The organism is Sphingopyxis sp. (genome assembly GCF_035998965.1).
Classification (GTDB): Bacteria; Pseudomonadota; Alphaproteobacteria; order Sphingomonadales; family Sphingomonadaceae; genus Sphingopyxis.
Map to the genome: position 1 here is coordinate 1 of NZ_DASYHE010000024.1, position 19,581 is coordinate 19,581.

General features: G+C 64.6%; 18 protein-coding genes and 1 pseudogene. 9 read left to right on the top strand and 10 right to left on the bottom strand.

Going from position 1 to position 19,581, the window contains the following annotated elements:
• Positions 1-416: 416 nt before the first annotated feature.
• From VGN68_RS02835 to VGN68_RS02845, 3 genes are read left to right on the top strand one after another with little or no spacing between them, the layout of a single operon-like run.
• Entirely contained in the window at positions 417-3,122 is a 2,706-nt protein-coding gene (locus VGN68_RS02835) for a TonB-dependent receptor domain-containing protein (protein WP_037553305.1), read from the top strand.
• 11 nt (positions 3,123-3,133) lie between these two features.
• Positions 3,134-3,838 (top strand): PepSY domain-containing protein, encoded by a 705-nt coding sequence (locus VGN68_RS02840; RefSeq protein ID WP_011542692.1) that lies wholly within the window; start codon positions 3,134-3,136, stop codon positions 3,836-3,838.
• Complete coding sequence (locus VGN68_RS02845) at positions 3,835-4,569, top strand: PepSY domain-containing protein (protein ID WP_011542691.1); 735 nt, start codon at positions 3,835-3,837, stop codon at positions 4,567-4,569. The genes VGN68_RS02840 and VGN68_RS02845 overlap by 4 nt, the downstream gene beginning before the upstream one ends.
• A 6-nt stretch (positions 4,570-4,575) precedes the next feature.
• Here the strand turns inward: VGN68_RS02845 and hutC are convergent, their stop codons facing one another.
• From hutC to VGN68_RS02875, 6 genes are all read right to left on the bottom strand, one after another.
• Entirely contained in the window at positions 4,576-5,376 is an 801-nt protein-coding gene (gene hutC, locus VGN68_RS02850; protein WP_011542690.1) for a histidine utilization repressor, read from the bottom strand.
• A 63-nt stretch (positions 5,377-5,439) separates the two neighbouring features.
• The gene (locus tag VGN68_RS02855; protein WP_011542689.1) at positions 5,440-6,765 is read right to left on the bottom strand and encodes an alginate export family protein; all 1,326 of its coding nucleotides are present in this window, start codon (positions 6,763-6,765) and stop codon (positions 5,440-5,442) included.
• 162 nt (positions 6,766-6,927) lie between these two features.
• Complete coding sequence (gene arsH / locus VGN68_RS02860) at positions 6,928-7,683, bottom strand: arsenical resistance protein ArsH (protein WP_011542688.1); 756 nt, start codon at positions 7,681-7,683, stop codon at positions 6,928-6,930.
• 5 nt (positions 7,684-7,688) lie between these two features.
• The gene (gene arsB / locus VGN68_RS02865; RefSeq protein ID WP_011542687.1) at positions 7,689-8,753 is read right to left on the bottom strand and encodes an ACR3 family arsenite efflux transporter; all 1,065 of its coding nucleotides are present in this window, start codon (positions 8,751-8,753) and stop codon (positions 7,689-7,691) included.
• 9 nt (positions 8,754-8,762) lie between these two features.
• Positions 8,763-9,191 (bottom strand): arsenate reductase (glutaredoxin), encoded by a 429-nt coding sequence (gene arsC / locus VGN68_RS02870; RefSeq protein ID WP_011542686.1) that lies wholly within the window; start codon positions 9,189-9,191, stop codon positions 8,763-8,765.
• Between the two features lie 13 nt (positions 9,192-9,204).
• Positions 9,205-9,534, bottom strand: coding sequence for an ArsR/SmtB family transcription factor (locus tag VGN68_RS02875; RefSeq protein ID WP_011542685.1), 330 nt, complete (start codon positions 9,532-9,534; stop codon positions 9,205-9,207).
• Between the two features lie 94 nt (positions 9,535-9,628).
• On the opposite strand from VGN68_RS02875, the gene VGN68_RS02880 reads away from it, so the two are divergent.
• On the top strand, positions 9,629-10,054 hold the full coding sequence (locus tag VGN68_RS02880) for a DUF5990 family protein (protein ID WP_011542684.1): 426 nt from the start codon (positions 9,629-9,631) through the stop codon (positions 10,052-10,054).
• Between the two features lie 26 nt (positions 10,055-10,080).
• Here the strand turns inward: VGN68_RS02880 and VGN68_RS02885 are convergent.
• Positions 10,081-10,923 (bottom strand): annotated as a pseudogene (locus VGN68_RS02885) (tyrosine-type recombinase/integrase); the annotation flags it as partial.
• On the bottom strand, positions 10,899-11,702 hold the full coding sequence (locus VGN68_RS02890; protein WP_327473681.1) for a DUF3034 family protein: 804 nt from the start codon (positions 11,700-11,702) through the stop codon (positions 10,899-10,901). The pseudogene VGN68_RS02885 and the gene VGN68_RS02890, both read right to left, overlap by 25 nt.
• Before the next feature lie 92 nt (positions 11,703-11,794).
• On the opposite strand from VGN68_RS02890, the gene VGN68_RS02895 reads away from it, so the two are divergent.
• Positions 11,795-12,412 carry a methylamine utilization protein gene (locus VGN68_RS02895; RefSeq protein WP_327473682.1) on the top strand — a complete coding sequence of 206 codons (618 nt, stop codon included), beginning with the start codon at positions 11,795-11,797 and terminating at the stop codon, positions 12,410-12,412.
• A complete protein-coding gene (locus VGN68_RS02900) occupies positions 12,409-14,724 on the top strand; it encodes a putative bifunctional diguanylate cyclase/phosphodiesterase (RefSeq protein ID WP_327473683.1) in 2,316 nt (771 codons plus the stop codon). The genes VGN68_RS02895 and VGN68_RS02900 overlap by 4 nt, the downstream gene beginning before the upstream one ends.
• Here VGN68_RS02900 and VGN68_RS02905 read toward each other — a convergent pair.
• Both VGN68_RS02905 and purD read right to left on the bottom strand, forming a co-directional pair.
• Positions 14,721-15,368 (bottom strand): hypothetical protein, encoded by a 648-nt coding sequence (locus VGN68_RS02905; RefSeq protein WP_327473684.1) that lies wholly within the window; start codon positions 15,366-15,368, stop codon positions 14,721-14,723. The two genes, VGN68_RS02900 and VGN68_RS02905, sit on opposite strands and share 4 nt — an antisense overlap.
• Before the next feature lie 82 nt (positions 15,369-15,450).
• Positions 15,451-16,728: a phosphoribosylamine--glycine ligase gene (purD, locus tag VGN68_RS02910; RefSeq protein WP_327473686.1), complete on the bottom strand. Its 1,278-nt coding sequence runs from the start codon at positions 16,726-16,728 to the stop codon at positions 15,451-15,453.
• Here purD and xseA point away from each other — a divergent pair.
• From xseA to VGN68_RS02925, 3 genes are all read left to right on the top strand, one after another.
• The gene (gene xseA, locus VGN68_RS02915; RefSeq protein WP_327473688.1) at positions 16,727-18,142 is read left to right on the top strand and encodes an exodeoxyribonuclease VII large subunit; all 1,416 of its coding nucleotides are present in this window, start codon (positions 16,727-16,729) and stop codon (positions 18,140-18,142) included. The genes purD and xseA overlap by 2 nt on opposite strands.
• 75 nt (positions 18,143-18,217) lie before the next feature.
• Positions 18,218-18,430: a DUF2093 domain-containing protein gene (locus VGN68_RS02920; RefSeq protein WP_327473691.1), complete on the top strand. Its 213-nt coding sequence runs from the start codon at positions 18,218-18,220 to the stop codon at positions 18,428-18,430.
• Positions 18,427-19,368 carry a M23 family metallopeptidase gene (locus tag VGN68_RS02925; protein WP_327473693.1) on the top strand — a complete coding sequence of 314 codons (942 nt, stop codon included), beginning with the start codon at positions 18,427-18,429 and terminating at the stop codon, positions 19,366-19,368. Before VGN68_RS02920 ends, VGN68_RS02925 begins: the two co-directional genes overlap by 4 nt.
• Positions 19,369-19,581: the final 213 nt, after the last annotated feature.

Sequence of the window (19,581 nt, forward strand, 5' to 3'; positions counted from 1 at the left end):
GCGAGGCGGCCGATCGCATGCTTTTCATGGATCAGGGCCAGATCATCGAAGACGCAAGGCCGGCAGATTTTTTCGCCGCGCCGAAAAGCGAGCGCGCACGGACCTTTCTCGAACAGATACTTTCGCATTGAGCGGCTCAAGTCGGTCGCGCCCCCAAGCTGTGCCGACCCACTTAATCATGTCATTTCATGAGCAAGCCGAGGGAGGGGCCCGCCGGCTCCTTGCGCGAAAAGGCTCAGGCCGGAAAAAATTTCAAAATTGATGAGGGGTAGAGCTTTGGGGTGCGTATCTAGTAAGTATCGTGCGCCCGGAATTTACTTCATAACCAATTGATATGATTCAATAAATTCCTATTGACCTGTATATACATTTGATGCTCTCTGAGGGGAATCAGCCAACCATCAGGGGGTTTCGCTATGATGACCAGGACAATTTTGCTCGCCAGCGCCGCAGCGGTCGCGACCTTTGCAACGCCAGCGCTCGCGCAGAGCGATGCTGCGACGCAGTCACCCGCCGCGGAGGATGCTCCGAACGGATCGGACATCGTCGTGACCGGCTCGCGCATTCGTCGCCAGGATCTCGCGGGCGTCGGCCCCGCGACCGTCGTGTCGGCCGAGCAGATCGAGAACACCGGCGTCGTCAATATCGAGACGGTGCTGCAGCGCCTTCCCGCCAACGCCGGCTTCGCAGGCAACCAGACCTCCGCCTATTGGGCGAACAATGGATATGGCACGGCGCAGGTGAACCTGCGCGGTCTCGGCATCAAGCGCACGCTTGTTCTGCTCAACGGCCGCCGCCTCGTCGCGGGCGGCACCGGCGCGAACTCCTCGCCCGATCTTAACATGATCCCGGTCGCGGCGCTCGCGCGCACCGATGTGCTCAAGGACGGCGCCTCGGCGATCTATGGCGCCGACGCGATGGCGGGCGTGGTCAACCTCGTGACCCGCACTGACTATGAAGGCCTCGGCCTCAGCGTGCGCCAAGGCATCACCGAAAAGGGCGATGGCTCGGACTTCACCGCCGACCTCCTGTGGGGCGTCCGCAACGATCGCGGCGGTTTCATGGCGGCGGTCACCTATCAGAAGACGAGCGCCGTCAATATGGCAACGCGCGCGCCTTGCTCGCTTGCCGAAACCACGCCCGGCATGCTGAGCTGCGTGAACAGCGCCTCGACGATCGGCGGCCGCGCGGTGCTGCCGAACGGCCAGCAGATCAACTTCAATCAGGTGCTGGGCGGTAACGGCAACTTCTTCGAGCCGTACAGCGCTGCCAAGCACAACTTCAACTCGAACCCGTTCCTCAACGCGGTGAGCCCGGTCGAGCGCGTGAGCACGGCGTTTTTCGCCGACTATGACATCACTGACAATATCGAGGCGTTCGGCGAATTCCTTTACACCTTCCGCAAGTCGAATCAGATCGCGACGCCCGGAACGCTGCGCAACCTCTCGATCGCGGCGAGCAATCCCACCAATCCGACGGGGCAGAATATCGTCCTCATCCAGCGCCGCCTCGCCGAGCCCGGCCCGCGCCAATTCTTCCAGGAAACCGATACCTGGCAGGGTACGTTTGGCCTCCGCGGCAAGCTCTCGAACGATTGGGGATGGGAAATCGCGGGCGCCTTCGGCCGCAACACCGCGGTCGATGGTTCGACCAACATCGCCAATCTCGAGCGAGTGGCGAATTCCCTCGATACGACCAAGTGCAGTCTTGCTGCCGGTGCCACGATCCCCTGCGCCGACTATCTCGGGTTCGGCGACCTGACCCCGGAGGTTCTCGACTATATCCTGTTCACGTCGCGCGACCGCGGCGGCAACGAGCTTGCGACGGTCACCGCCGATATCAACGGCGATCTCTTCAAGCTGCCCGCAGGCCCCGTCTCCTTCGCGGCGGGTGTCGTCTATCGCAAGGAAAAGGGTTGGCGCGATCCCGATCCGCTGACGGTGCTCGGTATTGCCAACACCAACCAGCAGGATCCGATCTCCGGAACGAGCACGGCGAAGGAAGCCTATCTCGAACTGTCGGTGCCCGTTCTGGCCGACACACCCTTCTTCCAGTCGCTTACCCTCGACGGCGCGGTTCGCTACTCGAACTACGACCTGTTCGGCAGCGACTGGAACTACAAGGGGAGCGTCGACTGGGTCATCAATGACAGCTTCCGCCTGCGCGGCACCTACGGCACCGGCTTTCGCATTCCGAACGTCCCCGAATTGTTCGGCGGCGTCTCCGAGGGCAATCTGACGACCACCGACCCCTGCTCGCGCTATTCGACCAGCGGCAATGCGACACTGATCGCCAATTGTCAGGCGTCGGGCGTGCCGGCCAATTATGTTCAGCTCGGTACAACGATCCTGACAACGGTCGGCGGCAACGAGAATCTGAAACCCGAAAGCTCGACGACCTGGACCGTCGGGACGGTGATTTCACCGAAGGGACTGGTTCCGGGACTCTCGCTCACTGCCGACTGGTTCGACATCAAGATCAAGGATGCGATCCGTGCTATTCCGGGCTCGACAAAGCTCAGCATTTGTTATGCGAGCCAGAATCTTTCGCATCCCTTCTGCGAAGATTTTACCCGCAGCCCGTTGACCGGCGAGGTTACCTTCCTCTCCGCGCAACCGATCAACACGGGCCGCGAAGAAATGAACGGCCTCGATCTGGGTCTCGTTTACAACAATGACATCGGCAGCGTGAACGTCTCGCTCGACGTCAACGTGACCTATCTCAACAAATATGTGGTCCTGCCTTTCCCCGGCGGCGCGCCGATCGACTTCGACGGCTTTATCGGCGGCGGCAATGGCGGCTATCCGAAATGGCGCGGCTATGGCGTGCTGACCGCTGAAAAGGACGGGGTCAGCGCGACCTGGTCGACCCAGTGGATCGGCAAGGCGACCGACTTCAATGCGGCCCCCGGCGACATCGGCTACAGCACGCCGAATGTCTTCTACCACAATCTCCAGGTCGCTTTCGAAATCGACGAGAAGACCCGGTTCCAGGTCGGTGTCGACAATCTTTTCGATCGCAAGGCGCCCTATATCCAGAGCTTCACCGATGCGAACACCGACACGATGACCTATGACCTGCTCGGACGGCGTTTCTACGTCGGCTTCCGCACCGCGTTCTGAGGGTAATCGATATGGCGATCCGTTGGCCGCTGCTCGTCCGGCGAACGCATAAATGGCTGGCCTTGGTGGTCGGCGTCCAGGCGCTGCTCTGGACGCTGACCGGCTTCTACATGGTGGTCGTGCATATCGACACCATCCATGGCGACCATCTCGTGCGCGCGCCGATGGTTCAGCCCTTCGACCTCGCGGGCCTCGCGCCGCCGTCGCGGATCGTTGCGGCCGCGCCCGGTGCGTCCGAGGTTCGCTTGCAGCGGTTCTTCGATCGCCCCGTCTGGCGCGCTGAAACTCCCGAAGGGGCGCGGCTGTTCGATGCCCGCTCGGGTGCGCCGCTGCCTGCGCTTACCGAGTCCCAGGTCCGCGAGCAGGCGCGGCGCATCTACACCGGCGACGGCAAGATCGTGTCGGTGCGGCTGTTGACCGAAGCGCCACAGGAAATGCAGTCGCGCAAGCCGCCCTATTGGCAGGTCGAGTTCGAGGGCTGGAACCGCCCGACGCTCTATCTGTCGCCGACGACCGGTGAGCTTATCTCGCGCCGCCACGCATTGTGGCGCGTGTTCGACTTCGCGTGGATGCTCCACATCATGGACTATGATGAGCGGACCGACGTCAACAACCCGTTGCTCCGCGTCGCGACCTGGAGCGTCTTCGCGATGGCGATCAGCGGGGCGTGGTTGCTGATCTGGTCCTTCAAACGCCGCAAGAGGAAGCAGGCATGAAACGCATCCGACTGACGCCGCTCTTCTTCCGGCGCATCCACAAATGGGTCGGGCTGATCCTGGGTCTCCAGTTCCTGCTCTGGGCGCTCAGCGGATCGGTGATGGCGCTGCTCGACAAGGATAAGGTCGGCGGGCACGGCGGCGGGATGTCGCATGCGCATCCACTGCCACCGGGGGAATATTTCGACGTGGCGGCCCTGCCGCGCGGCGAACCTGTCACGGGCGTGATCCTTCGCGATCTCGGAACCCGGCCGGTCTATGAAGTGCGCTCCGCAAAAGGCGTCCGTCTCGTCGACGCGACAAGCGGCGAGCACATCCGGGTCGACGAGGCCATGGCGCGCGAAGTCGCCTCCATGATGAACGAGGCGCCGATCCGAGAGGTGAGCGTAATCGCCAAGCCGAACCTCGAATCGCGCGATCATGAGGGGGCGATGTGGCGCGTCGATTTCGCGGACGACGAGAACAGCAGCGCCTATGTCTCGCTCGACACCGCGCGCTTCCTCGTCATGCGCGGCGACACCTGGCGGACGTGGGACTTCTTCTGGATGCTCCACAACATGGATTACATCAACCGGAAGAGCTTCAACCACCCGCTCATCATTTTCGTCGCCTTTGGCGCGCTCTGGCTCTCGGGCACCGGCTTCTATCTGCTGTTCAAGAGCTTCAGCCGCGCCGATTTCCGCTGGCTGCGCCGGCGCCGCAAACCGGTGGTCGTCACGCGCACCAGCTGAGCGGCGTCAATCGTCGATCGAGAAGGCCGCCGACAGCTCGAATCGCGATCCGGGATGCGTCAGCCAGGCATGGCTGACGAGGCGCGAATGGCTCCACGTCCGCCGCGTCATCCGCAACACGGGTTCGCCGTCCGAGAGCCCCAGCATGCTGTGGGTGTGCGCGTCGGGCATCTCGGCGCGAACCCGATGTTCGACGCGCTCGAGCGGCGCCGTCCGCGTCAGATATTCGTTCGGCGTCATCTGGGTGAAGTCGATCTTCCCATAATCGGGAGCCGCCGACGCGAGCACGAAACGCTCCTCGAGCTGGATCGGGAACTCGGCTTCGTGATGAACGATGATCGAGTGGAAAAGCCTCGTGCCGACCGGAACCTCCAGTAGCGCCGCAAGGTCCGCATTGGCGCGTATCTCGTCATTCTGCACGACGCGGGCCCGATAGATGTGACCGCGCTCGCGGATCTCTTCGGCGATATTGCGAATTTCGATCATCTGGCCGATCGGCTTGGGCTCGGCGATGAACGATCCGCTACCCGCGCGGCGTACAAGAACGCCTGCCGCCTGTAGTTCGCGAAGCGCCCGATTGGCGGTCATCCGTGACACGTCGAATTGTTGGACTAGCTCTGCTTCCGATGGAACCCGGTCGCCCGGCTTAAGAAGTCCGTCGCGAACGGCATCGCAAATGCTCTGCTTGATGGCGGCATAGCGAGGCGGAGACTTGTCATTTTCGTCATCGGAGTTGCCGGGCCGGGCGGCCGCAGATCCATTCGAGAGTTTTGATCCGCGTCCGGGGGTGCGAGTGGTAACATCCATAACCCGTCTATACAGGTTGCTGCTCGCAGAAGCCAAGCATGCTGTTTGCGACCTGCGCCGGTTTCAGAAGCTGATGGTGGCATTGAAGGAATTATACAGCGTGTTGCCCCCGGCCGGTGCATTGGGCGCGTTTCGGAGAAACCGGCCCTTGCCGAGAAACAGGCCGCTCCATTCGAGGCGGAGGCGCTTCGGTACGAGCCAGTAGCGCAGGCGCGCTTCGACCTGGTGTCCCGCGAAGCGGCCGGAGGCGCCGGATGGATCGCGAACGCCGGTCGTCGAAAAACTGTCGAACCGCGAGGCCAGCCAGAGCGGCCGGTAGGCCGCAAAGGCATCGAGGCGCCTTGACGGTATTGTTTCGATACGGATCGCCGGGGACAGAAGATTGGCCCGTCCGACCGCATTATAGAGGCCCGCTGGCGCGAGTTCCGCGCGGCGCATGCCGAACAAGGTATCGAAGCGGCCGAAATCGCCTCCCCGGCCGTCGCCGCTCGCATAGTCGAATTCGAGCGATAGGCGCGGCGACCAAGGGTGGCGGAAGCTGTAACCCGCCTCGAGATGCGTGAACCACGCCGACACATCGGACTTGGCTGCCGAGGGAGCGAGGCTGCTGCTGATCGTACCGAACTGGTAGAAAGTCTCGCTCTCATAATCGAACCGGCCCGGCGCGGGATCGCGATAGGCGCGCAGTCCGATCGTTTCGAGCGAACGGTCGCGCGTCGGCCGCTGCGGCGCGTCGCGCTCGCCGAGATGGAAGTAGGAAATCTCGACCGAGCCGCGCGACCCGCCGAGCTTCTTCGTCGCGAGGCCGCCCCAGAGTTGCAGGTCAAAGCTCTCCTTGTCGAACTTGACCCGGTTGGCGTCGAGCGACGCGCGGTCGTCGGGCAGCCGCACCTGCGGAAGCGTATAGATAAAGGTCGCCGCGACACCTCCGCGCAGCGCCAGGTCGGCGCGGAGACCCGTATAGCCGCTGGTCGTATTGCGATAATCGTCCGCGGCCACCAGCCGCCGCGATCCCAGGTTCAGCGTGAAGCGGCCGGCCTGGAGATCGAGCTTCGTGCCTGCACCGAAGGCATCGCGCGCCTCATAGCCGACATAGGCCTGGACCAGTTCGAACGCGTTGACTTCGCCCGTCGTCACCGGGGTTCCCGCCTCGCTCCCATAGACGCGGCTGTCGTAGAGTTCGGCGCCCAAGCGAAATCCGTCGCTGCGATATTCGCCGCCGACGATCGTGCGGACATTGAGCAGGTCGTCCTTCTCGTCGAATCCCGTCCGCGCCTGTCCTTGGATCATTTCATAGCGCAGGCGCATGCTGCCCGTGATGGTCAGGCCATCTTCGGCGAGAGCGGGTGCGGGCAGGGCGAGTAAAGTCGCGGCAAGATACAGCCTCAAGCAAACCTCCTGATCCCCGAAATCGAGGACGAACAGGCAACGCTTGAGCGCCGGGACGCTTTACCGGGAGGTTGCGCGGCCCCGGTAATCCGCCTCTAGATCGGAGGCGCCCCTGGAGCAAGATCGCTTCGGTGCCGACCTGGGCTGGACGTGGTCCCGGGCTCAGGCTCCCGGCAGCCCCGCCAATCGCGCCGGCGTCACGACGGGTTCGGCGCGGTCCTTGCGTTCCGAATAGCGGTCGACAAGCTGCGTGGCATGGCCGCGCGTCAGCACGGTGAAGCACACAAGTTCCTCCGCAACGTCGACGATCCGGTCGTAATAGCTCGACGGGAGCATCCGGCCCGCCTCGTCGAACTCGGCATAAGCCTTGGCGACGCTCGACTGGTTGGGGATGGTGATCATCCGCATCCAGCGGCCGAGGATGCGGAGCGTATTGACGCTGTTGAACGATTGCGACCCCGCCGACACCTGCATCACCGCGAGGGTGCGGCCCTGTGTCGGGCGTAGCCCTTTGTATGCGAGCGGCAGGTGATCGACCTGCGCCTTCATGATGCCGGTGATCTGGCCATGCCGTTCGGGGCTGCACCAGACCTGGCCCTCGGACCAGAGCGAATGCTGGCGCAGTTCCTCGACGGCCGGGTGGTCGTCGTCGGCGATCAAATCGGGCAGCGGCAGGTCCGACGGATCGAAGATGCGCGTCTCGCAGCCGAAGAGCTGGAGCAGGCGCGCGGTCTCTTCGACGACGAGCCGCGAATAGGAGCGTTCGCGCAAGCTGCCGTAGAGCAGCAGGATGCGCGGCGCTGGGTCGAGCGGGCCGAGGCCGAGCGCGGGCTGCGAGCGGATATATTCCGCGCTGAGCGCCGGAAGATGGGTGGGATCGGCGAGCGCGCGCAGGCGCGAAAAGGTGGGGGAAGCCATGACAATCAGTCTTTCGCGGGGGTGGATGCCGGGAACCAGCGGCGTCCGAACCAGAAGGCGACGCTCACCAGCAGGATGAGCACGGGAACTTCGACGAGCGGGCCGATGACGGCGGCGAAGGCGACCGGCGAGGCGAGCCCGAAGGCGGCAATCGCAACCGCGATCGCAAGCTCGAAATTATTTCCGGCGGCGGTGAAGGCGACCGCGGTCGTGCGCGGATAATCGGCCTCGATCAGCTTGCCCATCCAGAAGCTGATGACGAACTGCACGACGAAATAGATGGTCAGCGGGACGGCGATGCGCACGACGTCGCCGGGAATGGTGACGATCTCACCGCCCTTGAGGCTGAACATTGCGACGATCGTGAAGAGCAGCGCGACAAGCGTGATCGGCGCGATGCGCGGGAGGAAGCGCGTCTCATACCATTCGTTGCCCTTGGCGTCTGCGAGCCACTTGCGAGTGAGATAGCCCGCCGCAAAGGGAACGCCGAGATAAATGAGGACGGCTTCGGCGACGGTCCAGAAGCTTACGTCGATAACGCTGCCTTCGAGACCGAACAGCGGCGGCAATATCGTCAGGAAGAACCAGGCATAGATGCTGAAGAACAGGATCTGGAAGATCGAGTTGAACGCCACCAGTGCCGCGACATATTGATTGTCGCCCTTCGCGAGCTGGTTCCAGACGATCACCATCGCGATGCAGCGCGCGAGGCCGATCAGGATCAGCCCGGTCATATATTCGGGCTTGTCTGACAGGAAGATCACCGCGAGCGCGAACATCAGCACGGGACCGATGATCCAGTTCTGGATGAGCGAGATGGCGAGCACCCTTTTGTCCTCGAACACGCGCGGCAATTCCTCGTAGCGGACGCGCGCGAGCGGCGGATACATCATCAGGATAAGGCCGATCGCGATCGGGATGTTGGTCGAGCCCCACGAGAGGGCATCGATCGCGGCGGGCAGGCCGGTGAACACCGAACCGAGCAACACGCCGAGCGCCATCGCGAGGAAGATCCAGAGGGTGAGATAGCGATCGAGGAACGACAGCCGTTCCCGCTTGGGTTCTGTCATCGGCTTGGCTCAGGCGCCGACGCGGTTGCCAGCGGCGTCGATTACCTGTTCGCCGTCTTCCTTGGCGAAGGCGCCGCGTTGCCCCGCAGGGATGAGGTCGAGTACCGTTTCGGAGGGACGGCAGAGCTTCACGCCGAGCGGCGAGACCACCAACGGGCGGTTGATCAGGGCGGGATGCGCCATCATCGCGTCGATCAGCGCTTCGTCGCCAAGGGCCATGTCTCCGAGCCCCAGCTCCGCATAGGGCGTGCCTTTCTCTCGCAGGAGTTCGCGAGCCGTGATGCCGGCGCGGACGATCAACTGTTCGAGCAGCGCACGCGACGGCGGCGTCTTCAGATACTCGACGACATGCGGTTCGATCCCGGCATTGCGAATCATCGCGAGGGTGTTGCGGGAGGTCCCGCAGGCGGGGTTATGGTAGATGACGATGTCGGTCATAGCGCGCGTTCCTTCAGCAGCAGGCGAGTTCTGCGAGCAGCGGCTCGCACAGCTCCGCCCGGCCTTGGCAGCAGTCCTTCGCCAGGAAGAGCATCAGGCCGCGAAGCGCGTCGATATCCGCGCGCTGGATAATTTGACGCCCGCGCTTCTCGGATATCACGAGGCCGGCTTTGGCGAGCACCGCGAGATGGGTGGAGAAGGTACTCTGGGTGAGTCCCGACGCTTCGACAAGTTGACCCGTCGACAGGCCGTCGGGCTCATGTTTGACGAGCAGGCGAAAGGCATCGAGGCGTGTCGGGTGTCCCAGCGCGGCGAGAATGGACAAGGCGGAATCGGTTTGCATGCATCGGAATTATCCGATGGAATCGCATCCGTCAATTCCAATCGGGAATATCCGATTAGTTGGTCCGCTTGCGCGATCGGGCTATAGCCTCGTCATGGGTCGCGAACAGCAGAGCGAGATCGCCTTTCGGATCGTCATCGAACAGCCGGTGCCTGGCGTGCTTCACAGCTTGCAAGGCAAGGACGACGGGCCGCTCGATCCCAAAGCGTCCCGCATGGGTGAAGCCTTGGCCTTCGATTTCTCCGTGCGCGTCGGCCCGGGTCCCAAATTCTTCGGCGACCAGGTGCGGCGCGAGGGGCCGGAGCGCCGGTTCGTCTATATTCGTGTCGGGCAAATGGCGGGTGACGCGGCTTCGCCTTGGTCGCGGCGGATGAAGATCGACATACATGATATCGATCAGGAGCTGCTCGACGCGGCCGCGAAGGATATGCGGCCCATCGAGATTGCGATCATTGGCACGGGTAAGGATGGCACGCCCGCGTGCGCGACGGTGCGTCCGACGATGCGGCGCATCGCCTAGCAGAGCTCGTATCCTGTTCCGTCCCGTCAAGCGGCGTGTCGCATGGTCCCGAGCTTGGCCGCGCCGCTCGCCAGCAGCCGCTCGATTTCGTCCGAGGTCCGCCGGACAGCGAGTTTCAGCGCTTCATCGATGTGGACATAATCCTGGGTCACATTCTGCGAAGCATGTCCGAGCATTGCACGGATCGTGAGTTCCGAGAATCCCAAATCTCCCGCGACGCTTCCGAAGGTGTGGCGAAGCGTATGGGGCGTCACACCCTCTATACCTGCCAAAACGCACACGCGCCGGAGGCACTCGCTAACCGCCGTGAAGGGACCGTCGCCGATGGTCGAGGGAAACAGGTGCGGATTGCCCGCAATCTCTGCCTGGTCTTGCAGAACCCGCACCGCGGCCGGACCGATCGCTCGAATCTGTGCGCCGCCCTTCGTGTCGGGAAAAGCAACATAGCCGGCATCGGGATGAAGCCAGCTGCGGCGCATCGCTTGCCCTTCTTCCCGGCGATAGCCCGTCAGCAGCAAGGTGCGCAGGACGCCGAGAGCGACCGGATTCTCGCCGCTCGCCTCGGCATGAGCGATGGCCTTCCCCATCATCTCGATTTCAGCGACGCTGAGGCGCCGCGTCTTCTTTTTGCTCGCGAGCTTCTTGGCCCCGAGGGTCGGGTGTACTTCGAGCAGACCCTTGTGCTTCGCGTGACCGATGATCGCCTGAAGCGTGCCGAGGCAGCGGCCCGCCACGCCGGGCCCGCCCGTTGCCATGCCGCCTCGCCCTCCCGTTCGGGGTTTGGCCGTCTTCCCGTTCTTTACGTCGGATTGCATCTGCTCGACGTCGGCGATCCGGAGATGCTTCACGATGCGATTGCCAAGCAGGGGTAGGCGGCGAACAGGTCCCACCAGTCATCCTCGCGCGCGATCGCCAGATTGTCGGGCTTGCTGCGATATTCGGCGCCGATCACTGTGCGGCGCGACAGTTGATAGGCGACCGATCCTTCGAACTGGAGCTTGTGATTGTCGTCGCCCGCGCTGCCAAAGCCGAGCAGTCCGGCCTGGTTCGCCTTGGTGAGCCGCGCCGTCGCATTGACCAGCACGCTGTGGCTGAGCAGCAGTTTGGTCGCGCTGAGCGTGACGTCGGTGCCGCTGCCATGCGCGGCGCCGACCGCGCGCGCGACGGGGGCGTCGCGATTGCGCTTGTGTTCGACGCCCAGGCTGATCTGCGGGAGCAGCGGCTCGCCGTAAACGACGTCGCCCGCAAGGCGGAGTTTGGCGGCGAAAATATCCTGGTTCAACGTGTAACCGCGGCCGAGCCCGAGCGCGGTGCCGACGTCGCGGGTGTCGAAATTCTGCCGCGCATAGCTCAGCTCGATGCGGTTCGCGATGCCGACGGCAACGCCATGGCTCTGCCAACTATAATCGGGCAGTTCGATCAGCGTGACATGCCCCGACAGGCCGATGCCGCGGTCGGTTTCGCGCCCGGCGATCGTCGACCAGGTGGCAAGGCCGCCGCCGCTGGTTCCCTCGATGGTGGCGACGCCATTGGTGAGCAGCAGTTTGCCGCCGTCGACGAGCGACAGGTCTTGCGCCGCGGCGGGAGCCGAGACACCAAAAAGCGCAAGCGAAAGCGGTGCCAGCGAGCGAAAGAGCGATTGGTCCATGGGAACGCAATCGCATCAGAGGGCAAAAATTTCGTTAACTATGATTCTGATAATTTGAGAGAATGTTAAGCTCTGCCGCCTAACCGGGCGGCGTGAAGGGACCACTTCTCCTATCGATGGCGTTTGCGCTGAGCGTGCCGCTGGCCGCGGCATGGGCGGCTGCGCCTGCTGTTGTGCAAGTGCAGGTGGTTGACGAGCGCGGCCTGCCGGTGCGCGATGCGGTGGTCGAACTGACCCCCAATGGCGGCTGGCGCGGCGGCGCGATCCGCTTTGCGTGGAAGCCGGCGATGGCGCAAAAAAGCGTTGCTTTTGTTCCCGGGACGTTGATCGTGGCGCGCGGCAGCAGTGTCGCCTTTCCTAATCTCGATAGCGTGCGCCACAGCGTTTACAGTTTCTCGAAAGCGGCGCGGTTCGAAATCGACCTCTACGGCCGCGACCAGACGCGCTCGCAGGCGTTTCCGATTGCCGGCACCGTCGCGCTTGGCTGCAACATCCACGATCAGATGCGCGGCTATATTCGCGTCGTCGAGACGCCCTTTGCGGCCAAGACCGACCAGAATGGCATCGTTCGCCTGTCTGGCATGGCGGCGGGCGGGTACCAACTGACCGTCTGGCACGCCCGGGCGCGCACGCCGGGGGGCGAACTGAAGCGCACGCTCGCGGTCGGCGCTGGACCCACCAGTCAGAAAATCGCCTTGAAGCTGCGATGATCAAGGTCCCCGCCATTTCCCAGCGTTTGCGCTTTCGTTCGCTCAAGCTGCGCATCGCGGTGGCCTATGCGGCGCTGTCAACCGTTATCCTTGCCGCCATCCTGCTGCTGGCCGGCGATGGCATTGCGCGTTTTGGCGAAGACAGCGCATCACGCGACCTCGCTGCCAATGCGCGTGTTTTCGACGAAATCATCGACCTCCGCGCCCAGCAGATGCGGGGCTCGGCCGACGTGTTGTCGCGCGACTTCGGTTTCCGCGAAGCGGTTGCCACAGGTGATCAGGCGACGATCGAAAGCGCGCTCGTCAGCCTGCGCGAACGCTCACGCAGCGACGCAGCGTTCGTCGTCGGGCTCGACGGCACGATGACTGGATCGGCGACCGCGGCATTGCCCACCGCTGACGATCTTTGGGACGCGCTCGACGGCGGGCAGGACCATGGCATCATCCGGATCGGCGACAAACTCGCGCTTGCCGCGGCGTCGCCGATTGAGGTGCCCGACACGATTGGCTGGCTCGTGCTGGCGCAGCCGCTCGACGCCGCCGAAATGCGCGGTCTCGCCAAACTCGCCGCGGTCGATATCGACGCGCGGGTCCTCCCAGCGTCGCAGCTGACCCCGGCGCTTGCCGCAGCGCCATCGGGGCAGGTCGTCGAAAGCGGCGATCGCGACCGCATGCTCCACCATGTCAGCGCGCTGCCCAGCCTCCAGGCGGGCATCCGGCCGCGGCTGGTGCTCGACCACTCGCTGAGCAAAGCACTCGGCCAGTATTCAGGGCTGCAATGGCTGCTCGTCGCGCTCGCCGCAGCGGGGCTCTCCCTCGTCATCGTGCTCAGCTGGCGGATCGCGCGCACGATCACCCGCCCGCTGAGCGCACTCGACGAAGCAACGCGGCGGCTGGGCGAAGGCAAGGATGCCGCGGTTATCGTGACCTCGGACGACGAAATCGGCCGCCTCGGCGCCAGCTTTAACACGATGGTCGCCGCGATTGCCGAGCGCGAGCGTCAGATCACCCATGTCGCGCTGCACGACGGGCTGACCAACCTGCCCAACCGCAAATTGTTCGTCGAGCAGCTCGACCAGGCGCTTGCGCGGCGTCGCGACGAAGCGCGGCTGATGGTCGTCTATGTCGACCTCGACGATTTCAAGGTCGTCAACGACACCCTCGGTCATCCGGCGGGTGACGCGCTGCTGCGCAATGTTGCCAAACATCTGCAAGCCGTGCTCGGCGATGCAATCGTCGCGCGGCTTGGCGGCGACGAGTTTGCGATCTTGCTCAGCGATCTGCCCGCGACCGAAAATCTCGCCGCGCTGGCCGACAAATTGCAAAGCTGTTTCGATCGTCCGATCCTGATTGACGGGCAACAGGCCGATGCGTCGGCGAGCATGGGGATCGCGGTCGCGCCCGACGACGGGCTCGACGGCATCACTTTGATGAAAAATGCCGATCTTGCGCTCTATCGCGCCAAGCGCGACGGCAAGGCGACCTATCATTTCTTTGAACAGTCGCTCGACGAACAGGCGCGGCATCGGCGGCAGATGGAGCTCGACCTGCGACTTGCGATCCGCGACGGCGGGTTCGAACTCTATTATCAGCCGCTCTACAGCATGCACGAGGAACGGCTGATGGCGTTCGAGGCGCTCATCCGCTGGCCGCATAGCGACAAGGGCATGATCAGTCCCGTCGAATTCATCCCGCTCGCCGAAGAAACCGGACTGATCATCGCGATCGGCGAATGGGTGATCCGCGAGGCGTGCCGTCAGGCGGCGACTTGGCCCGGTGACCTGTCGGTCGCGGTCAACATTTCGCCCAAGCAGTTTCTGACCCCCGGCCTTGCCAACATCGTCCTGTCGGCGCTCGCGACATCGGGGTTGCCCGCGAACCGGCTTGAGCTCGAAATCACCGAAAGCATCTTCATCGCCAATGTCGAAAAGACGCTGGAAACACTCCACAGTCTGCGCGCGCTTGGCGTCCGCATCGCGCTCGACGATTTCGGGACCGGCTATTCGTCGCTCAGCTATCTGCGCTCTTTCCCGTTCGATAAGCTCAAGATCGATCAGAGCTTTGTGCGTGATCTGACGCTGGGCGGCAACGCCAATGCCGTGATCCGCGCGATCACTACCCTCGCCGATGCGCTCGGCATGGAAACACTGGCGGAAGGCGTCGAGGACGAGGCGCAAGCGGCGATCCTGCGGCAGGAAGGTTGCCACCAGATCCAAGGTTATTTGCTGAGCCAGCCGATCGACGTGGCCGCAGTCCACCGGTTCATTGCCGCGATGGTGGCTGAGACCGATCCCGAGCGTCTGAGCGCCTAGAGCGCGCCGCCGAGCGCGCCATATTTCGCCTCAAACCCGGCCTTGTCACCGCGCGCCAGATAGCTCGCTTGATCGACGAGATTATCGCGCGCGATACGGCCTTGAAAGGCGCCAAGCTGGGCGTCGATGGCGGCGACGTCGGCGTCGGTCCAATCGGCGATCTGCTGGAATTTGGTGACACCCAAGCCGTTCAACAGCCCGACCATCTTTGGTCCGACACCTTTCAGCAGTTGCAGATTGTCCGCCGCGCCGGTGGGGGGCGCAGGTGCTGTGACGGACCCGGGTTCGGGTGCAGGTTCGGGCGCTGCCGTCGGGGTGACGGGGTCGATGACCCCCGGTTCAATCGGCTCCGGTGCGATTGGGGCAGCGGCTGGCGCAGGTTGCGGAGCGGGCACGGGTGGTGCGGGTGCTGTAACCGGGGCGGGCACCGGCGCCGGTGCCGGTTCGATCGGCTTGAACCGCGCGGGTTCGGCGGCGATGATCTGTGGCTTCACCGGTTCGAGCGGCTTGGCGGGCTTCGTGGGTTCCGCGGCAGGTGGCGCGATGTCGTCGGCCTTGCCGCGTCCGAACAGCCACCACAGCAACACGACCGCGACGACCAGGCCGACGACCGCGATGATCCAATTTTCCTGAAGCCAAATCATGATCTTCTCCGCTGGTGATTTCGGTCAGCCTAAGCGGCAGGGTTCGCCGCGTCCAGCCTTCGCCGGGATGACGGGCGAGGGATTAGCCTGCTTCGCGCGCGACTTCGCGCCAGCCAATATCGCGGCGGCAGAATCCGGTGGCGAAATCGAGCTTGTCGACTGCGGCATAGGCGCGCGCCTGCGCCTCGGTCACGGAGCGGCCGGTCGCGGTGACGTTGAGCACGCGGCCGCCCGCAGCGACGATCGTATCGCCGTCGCGCGCTGTTCCGGCATGAAAGACGCGCACCCCGCCGCTTTCGGCATCGGCGATGCCGTGGATCGCGCCGCCTTTTTCGGGGGCGGCCGGATAACCGTTCGCCGCCATGACCACGGTGAGCGCATAGTCGCTGGCAAAGGCGGGCGGAGATGCGGTCGGCAGCGCGCCGGTTGCGGCCGCGTAGAGCAATGCGGCAAGGTCGCCAGCGTAGCGCATCATCAGCACCTGGCATTCGGGATCGCCGAAGCGCGCATTATATTCGATGAGTTTCGGCCCCGTATCGGTCAGCATCAGCCCAGCGAACAGCACCCCGATATAGGGCGTGCCTTCGGCAGCGAGCGCGGCGACGGTCGGGCGGATGATACGGTCCATGACCTGCGCTTCCAGATCGGGGGTCAGCACCGGTGCGGGGCTGTAGGCGCCCATGCCGCCGGTGTTCGGTCCGACATCGCCGTCGCCGACGCGCTTATGGTCCTGCGCGCTGCCGAATGCCATCACATCGGTGCCGTCGGACAGCGCGAAGAAGCTCGCTTCCTCGCCGGTCATGAATTCCTCGATCACCACCTCGGCGCCCGCGCTGCCGAAGGCGCCGTCGAACATGTCGGCGATCGCGGCCTCGGCTTCATCGCGCGTTTCGGCGATGACGACGCCCTTGCCCGCGGCAAGGCCGTCGGCCTTGATGACGACGGGGATCGTGAAGCTGTCGAGAGCGGCCAGCGCCGCGTCGGCGCTGGCGCAGCGGGCATAGGCCGCGGTCGGAATATCGGCGCGGGTGCAGAGATCCTTGGTGAAACCCTTTGACCCTTCGATCTGCGCCGCCGCCGCGCCGGGGCCAAAGGTCGCGATGCCCTTTGCGCGTAGCCGGTCGGCTAGCCCCGCAACCAGCGGCGCTTCCGGGCCGACGACGACAAAATCGATTCCATGCGCGGTACAGGCGGCGACCAGGCCATCGAGATCGTCGGCGGCGATCGTCAGACATTCGGCAAATGCCTCGATCCCCGGGTTGCCGGGGGCGGCATAGAGCTTGCGGCAAGACGGCGATTGCGCCAACTGCCAGCTCAGCGCATGTTCGCGGCCCCCCGAGCCGACCAGCAGGATATTCATGGCAGTCCCTTTTCCCGATCCGGCGTCCGATACCGACCCCGCGGCGCGGCTGTTAGCCGAGGCAGCGCCGGGGGACAATGCGCCTGCTCTGTCGGTCAGCCAATTGTCGGCGGCGATCAAGCGGACGGTCGAGGACGGCTTTGCCCGCGTCCGCGTCCGCGGCGAGCTGTCGGGCGCGAAGCGCGCGGCGTCGGGGCATTTCTATGCGGCGCTGAAAGACGATAATGCACTGATCGACATGGTGATGTGGAAGGGGCAGGCGGCGCGGCTGGCGTTCCGGCCCGAGGACGGGATCGAGGTGATCGCGACCGGCAAGCTAACCACCTATCCGGGGCGCTCGAAATATCAGCTCGTCGTCGACACGCTTGAGGTCGCGGGCGAGGGCGCGCTGATGATCTTGTTTGAAAAGCTGAAGGCGCGGCTGGGCGCCGAGGGGTTGTTCGATCCGGCGCGCAAACAGGATATTCCGCGGCTGCCGCGCGTGATCGGGGTCGTGACCTCGCCGACGGGCGCGGTGATCCGCGACATCTTGCACCGGCTGGCCGACCGGTTTCCGATGCATGTCATCGTCTGGCCGGTGCTGGTGCAGGGCGATGGCGCGGCGGCGCAGGTCGCGATTGCCATTCGCGGCTTCGACGCGATCGAACCCGGCGGCGCGGTGCCGCGGCCTGATCTGGTCATCGTCGCGCGCGGCGGCGGGTCGATCGAGGATCTGTGGGCATTCAACGAAGAGGTGGTGGTGCGCGCGCTCGCCGACTGCCGCATCCCGACGATCAGCGCCGTCGGCCACGAAACCGACACGACGCTGGCCGACTATGCCGCCGATCGCCGCGCCCCGACGCCGACCGCAGCGGCCGAAATGGCGGTGCCGGTGCGCGCCGAGTTGCAGGAATTGCTGGCGACGTGGAACGGCCGGATGATCGGCGCCGCGAACCGGCAACAGGGGCTGTGGAGCGAACGGCTGACCGCATTGGCGCGCCATCTGCCGCGGCGCGAGGCGCTCTATGCGCCGCAGCGTCAGCGGCTCGACGACAGCGGCGACCGGCTCGACCGGAGTCAACGCCAGCGGCTGGCGGTGGTCGCCGATCGACTGGCCACCCGGGGGGCCTCGCTGCGGCCATCATTGCTCGCGCGGCGCTGGGACCGCGATCGCGCGCGGCTGGAGGGGCTGGGACGGTTGCTCGACAGCCTCGACCCACGCGCGCTGCTGTCGCGCGGCTATGCGATGGTGCGCGACGCGGGCGGGGCGATCGTCACCACCGCCGCCAAGGCGCGCGCCGCCGGCGAGTTGCGGCTGCAATTTGCCGATGGCGAGGTTGCGGTGCAGCCAGCGGGGGACGGCGCATCGTCGCCACGACCAGCCCGAAAGCCTCCGCCGGAACCCGCCAAAAAAGGGCAGGGTGAGCTGTTCTGACGCCCCGGGGGTGGCCCCGCCGCGCGCGCCTGCTATAGTCGCCGCAACCACACACCCTCATATGGACCCAGGATTATGTTGATCGCCAGCCGCAACCGCCTTGCCCGCCTGCACTATGGACCGAATGGTTTTCGCGTCTTGGAGCCGGGCGATCATGTGCTGTGCGCGGTGACGGGCGCGCCGATCGGGCTTGATGAACTGCGCTATTGGTCGGTGGCGCGGCAGGAGCCCTATGCGAGCGCCGCCATTTCGGTACAGGCCGAATTGGACGCCGCGCGCAAGGCATGACTCTTGCGAGGTATTTGCCGCGCTTGGCCGCCGCGTTGCCGCTGCTGCTTGTTGCCGCGGGCTGCGTCGCGCCCGATCCCGCGCGCGATGTCGCAGCCCCGCCGCCCGCCGCGAAGCCGTCGCCAGGGCTGGCATCTTTGACGGTGCCGCCCCCCGCCGCGATACTGGAACCCTTCGTCTTTCGCGGTTCGCGCCGAAGCGCCGAGCAGGGCGGGGTGCTGCTGGGGGTGGCGCCCAGCCATACCCGCGCGCTGACCCTCGACGGTCAGCCGGTGCCGGTAGACACCGACGGCGGTTTCCTGGTCGCGTTCGACCGCGATGCGGGACCCCGCGCGCGGCTTGTCGCAACGGTTCGTGATGGGCGGCAGGTCGCCGAAGAGATCATCGTGACGCCCGGGACGTGGCGCATCGAACAGGTCAACGCGCCGTATCGCGGCAGCGCGGCAAGCGACGCCGATTTCGCCCGCCGCCGCCCCGCCGAACTGGCACAGATTGCGGCGGCGCGAACCATGCAGGTCCAGTCCGATGGCTGGAAACAGCGTTTCCGCTGGCCGGTTACCGGGCGTCTATCGGGCCATTTCGGGTCGCAGCGTGTCTATCAGGGCAGGCCCGGCGCCTATCACAGCGGCACCGACATCGCCGTCCCCGCGGGAACGCCGTTCGTCGCCCCCGCGGACGGCGTGGTGGTCCTCGCTGCAACCACCCCCTTCACATTGGAAGGCCACCTGTTGATCGTTGATCATGGCATGGGGCTGAGCAGCGCCTTCCTCCATTGCCAGCGGCTCGATGTAAAGGTTGGCGATATTGTTGTTCAGGGACAGGCGCTGGGAACCGTTGGGCGAACCGGGCGGGCGACGGGGCCGCACCTGCACTGGGGCCTGAAGTGGCGCGATGCCCGCCTCGACCCCAGCAAAATTGCCGGTCCCATCGGCGGTTAGGCCGGTCCCGTCGGCGCTTAGAAACGACGAAATCCAAAGCGGGCTGGTTTCCAGCGAAACAATATGTCGCTGATCTTGCGCTTCGACATATTGTATGTCGCCAAATGTCACGGCTGTTGCAAATACGTCACAATGCGTTCCGAAACGGCGGATAAAGTGGGAAATTTCCTTTACTCGACAAGAGGGAAGGATCATTCCGCACGCTATCGGGGT

Coding starts and splice junctions, on each gene's coding strand:
- VGN68_RS02835 (WP_037553305.1), top strand. CDS start 417: ATGATGACCAGGACAATTTTGCTCGCCAGCGCCGCAGCGGTCGCGACC.
- VGN68_RS02840 (WP_011542692.1), top strand. CDS start 3,134: ATGGCGATCCGTTGGCCGCTGCTCGTCCGGCGAACGCATAAATGGCTG.
- VGN68_RS02845 (WP_011542691.1), top strand. CDS start 3,835: ATGAAACGCATCCGACTGACGCCGCTCTTCTTCCGGCGCATCCACAAA.
- hutC (WP_011542690.1), bottom strand. CDS start 5,376: ATGGATGTTACCACTCGCACCCCCGGACGCGGATCAAAACTCTCGAAT.
- arsH (WP_011542688.1), bottom strand. CDS start 7,683: ATGGCTTCCCCCACCTTTTCGCGCCTGCGCGCGCTCGCCGATCCCACC.
- arsB (WP_011542687.1), bottom strand. CDS start 8,753: ATGACAGAACCCAAGCGGGAACGGCTGTCGTTCCTCGATCGCTATCTC.
- arsC (WP_011542686.1), bottom strand. CDS start 9,191: ATGACCGACATCGTCATCTACCATAACCCCGCCTGCGGGACCTCCCGC.
- VGN68_RS02875 (WP_011542685.1), bottom strand. CDS start 9,534: ATGCAAACCGATTCCGCCTTGTCCATTCTCGCCGCGCTGGGACACCCG.
- VGN68_RS02880 (WP_011542684.1), top strand. CDS start 9,629: ATGGGTCGCGAACAGCAGAGCGAGATCGCCTTTCGGATCGTCATCGAA.
- VGN68_RS02890 (WP_327473681.1), bottom strand. CDS start 11,702: ATGGACCAATCGCTCTTTCGCTCGCTGGCACCGCTTTCGCTTGCGCTT.
- VGN68_RS02900 (WP_327473683.1), top strand. CDS start 12,409: ATGATCAAGGTCCCCGCCATTTCCCAGCGTTTGCGCTTTCGTTCGCTC.
- VGN68_RS02905 (WP_327473684.1), bottom strand. CDS start 15,368: ATGATTTGGCTTCAGGAAAATTGGATCATCGCGGTCGTCGGCCTGGTC.
- xseA (WP_327473688.1), top strand. CDS start 16,727: ATGGCAGTCCCTTTTCCCGATCCGGCGTCCGATACCGACCCCGCGGCG.
- purD (WP_327473686.1), bottom strand. CDS start 16,728: ATGAATATCCTGCTGGTCGGCTCGGGGGGCCGCGAACATGCGCTGAGC.
- VGN68_RS02920 (WP_327473691.1), top strand. CDS start 18,218: ATGTTGATCGCCAGCCGCAACCGCCTTGCCCGCCTGCACTATGGACCG.
- VGN68_RS02925 (WP_327473693.1), top strand. CDS start 18,427: ATGACTCTTGCGAGGTATTTGCCGCGCTTGGCCGCCGCGTTGCCGCTG.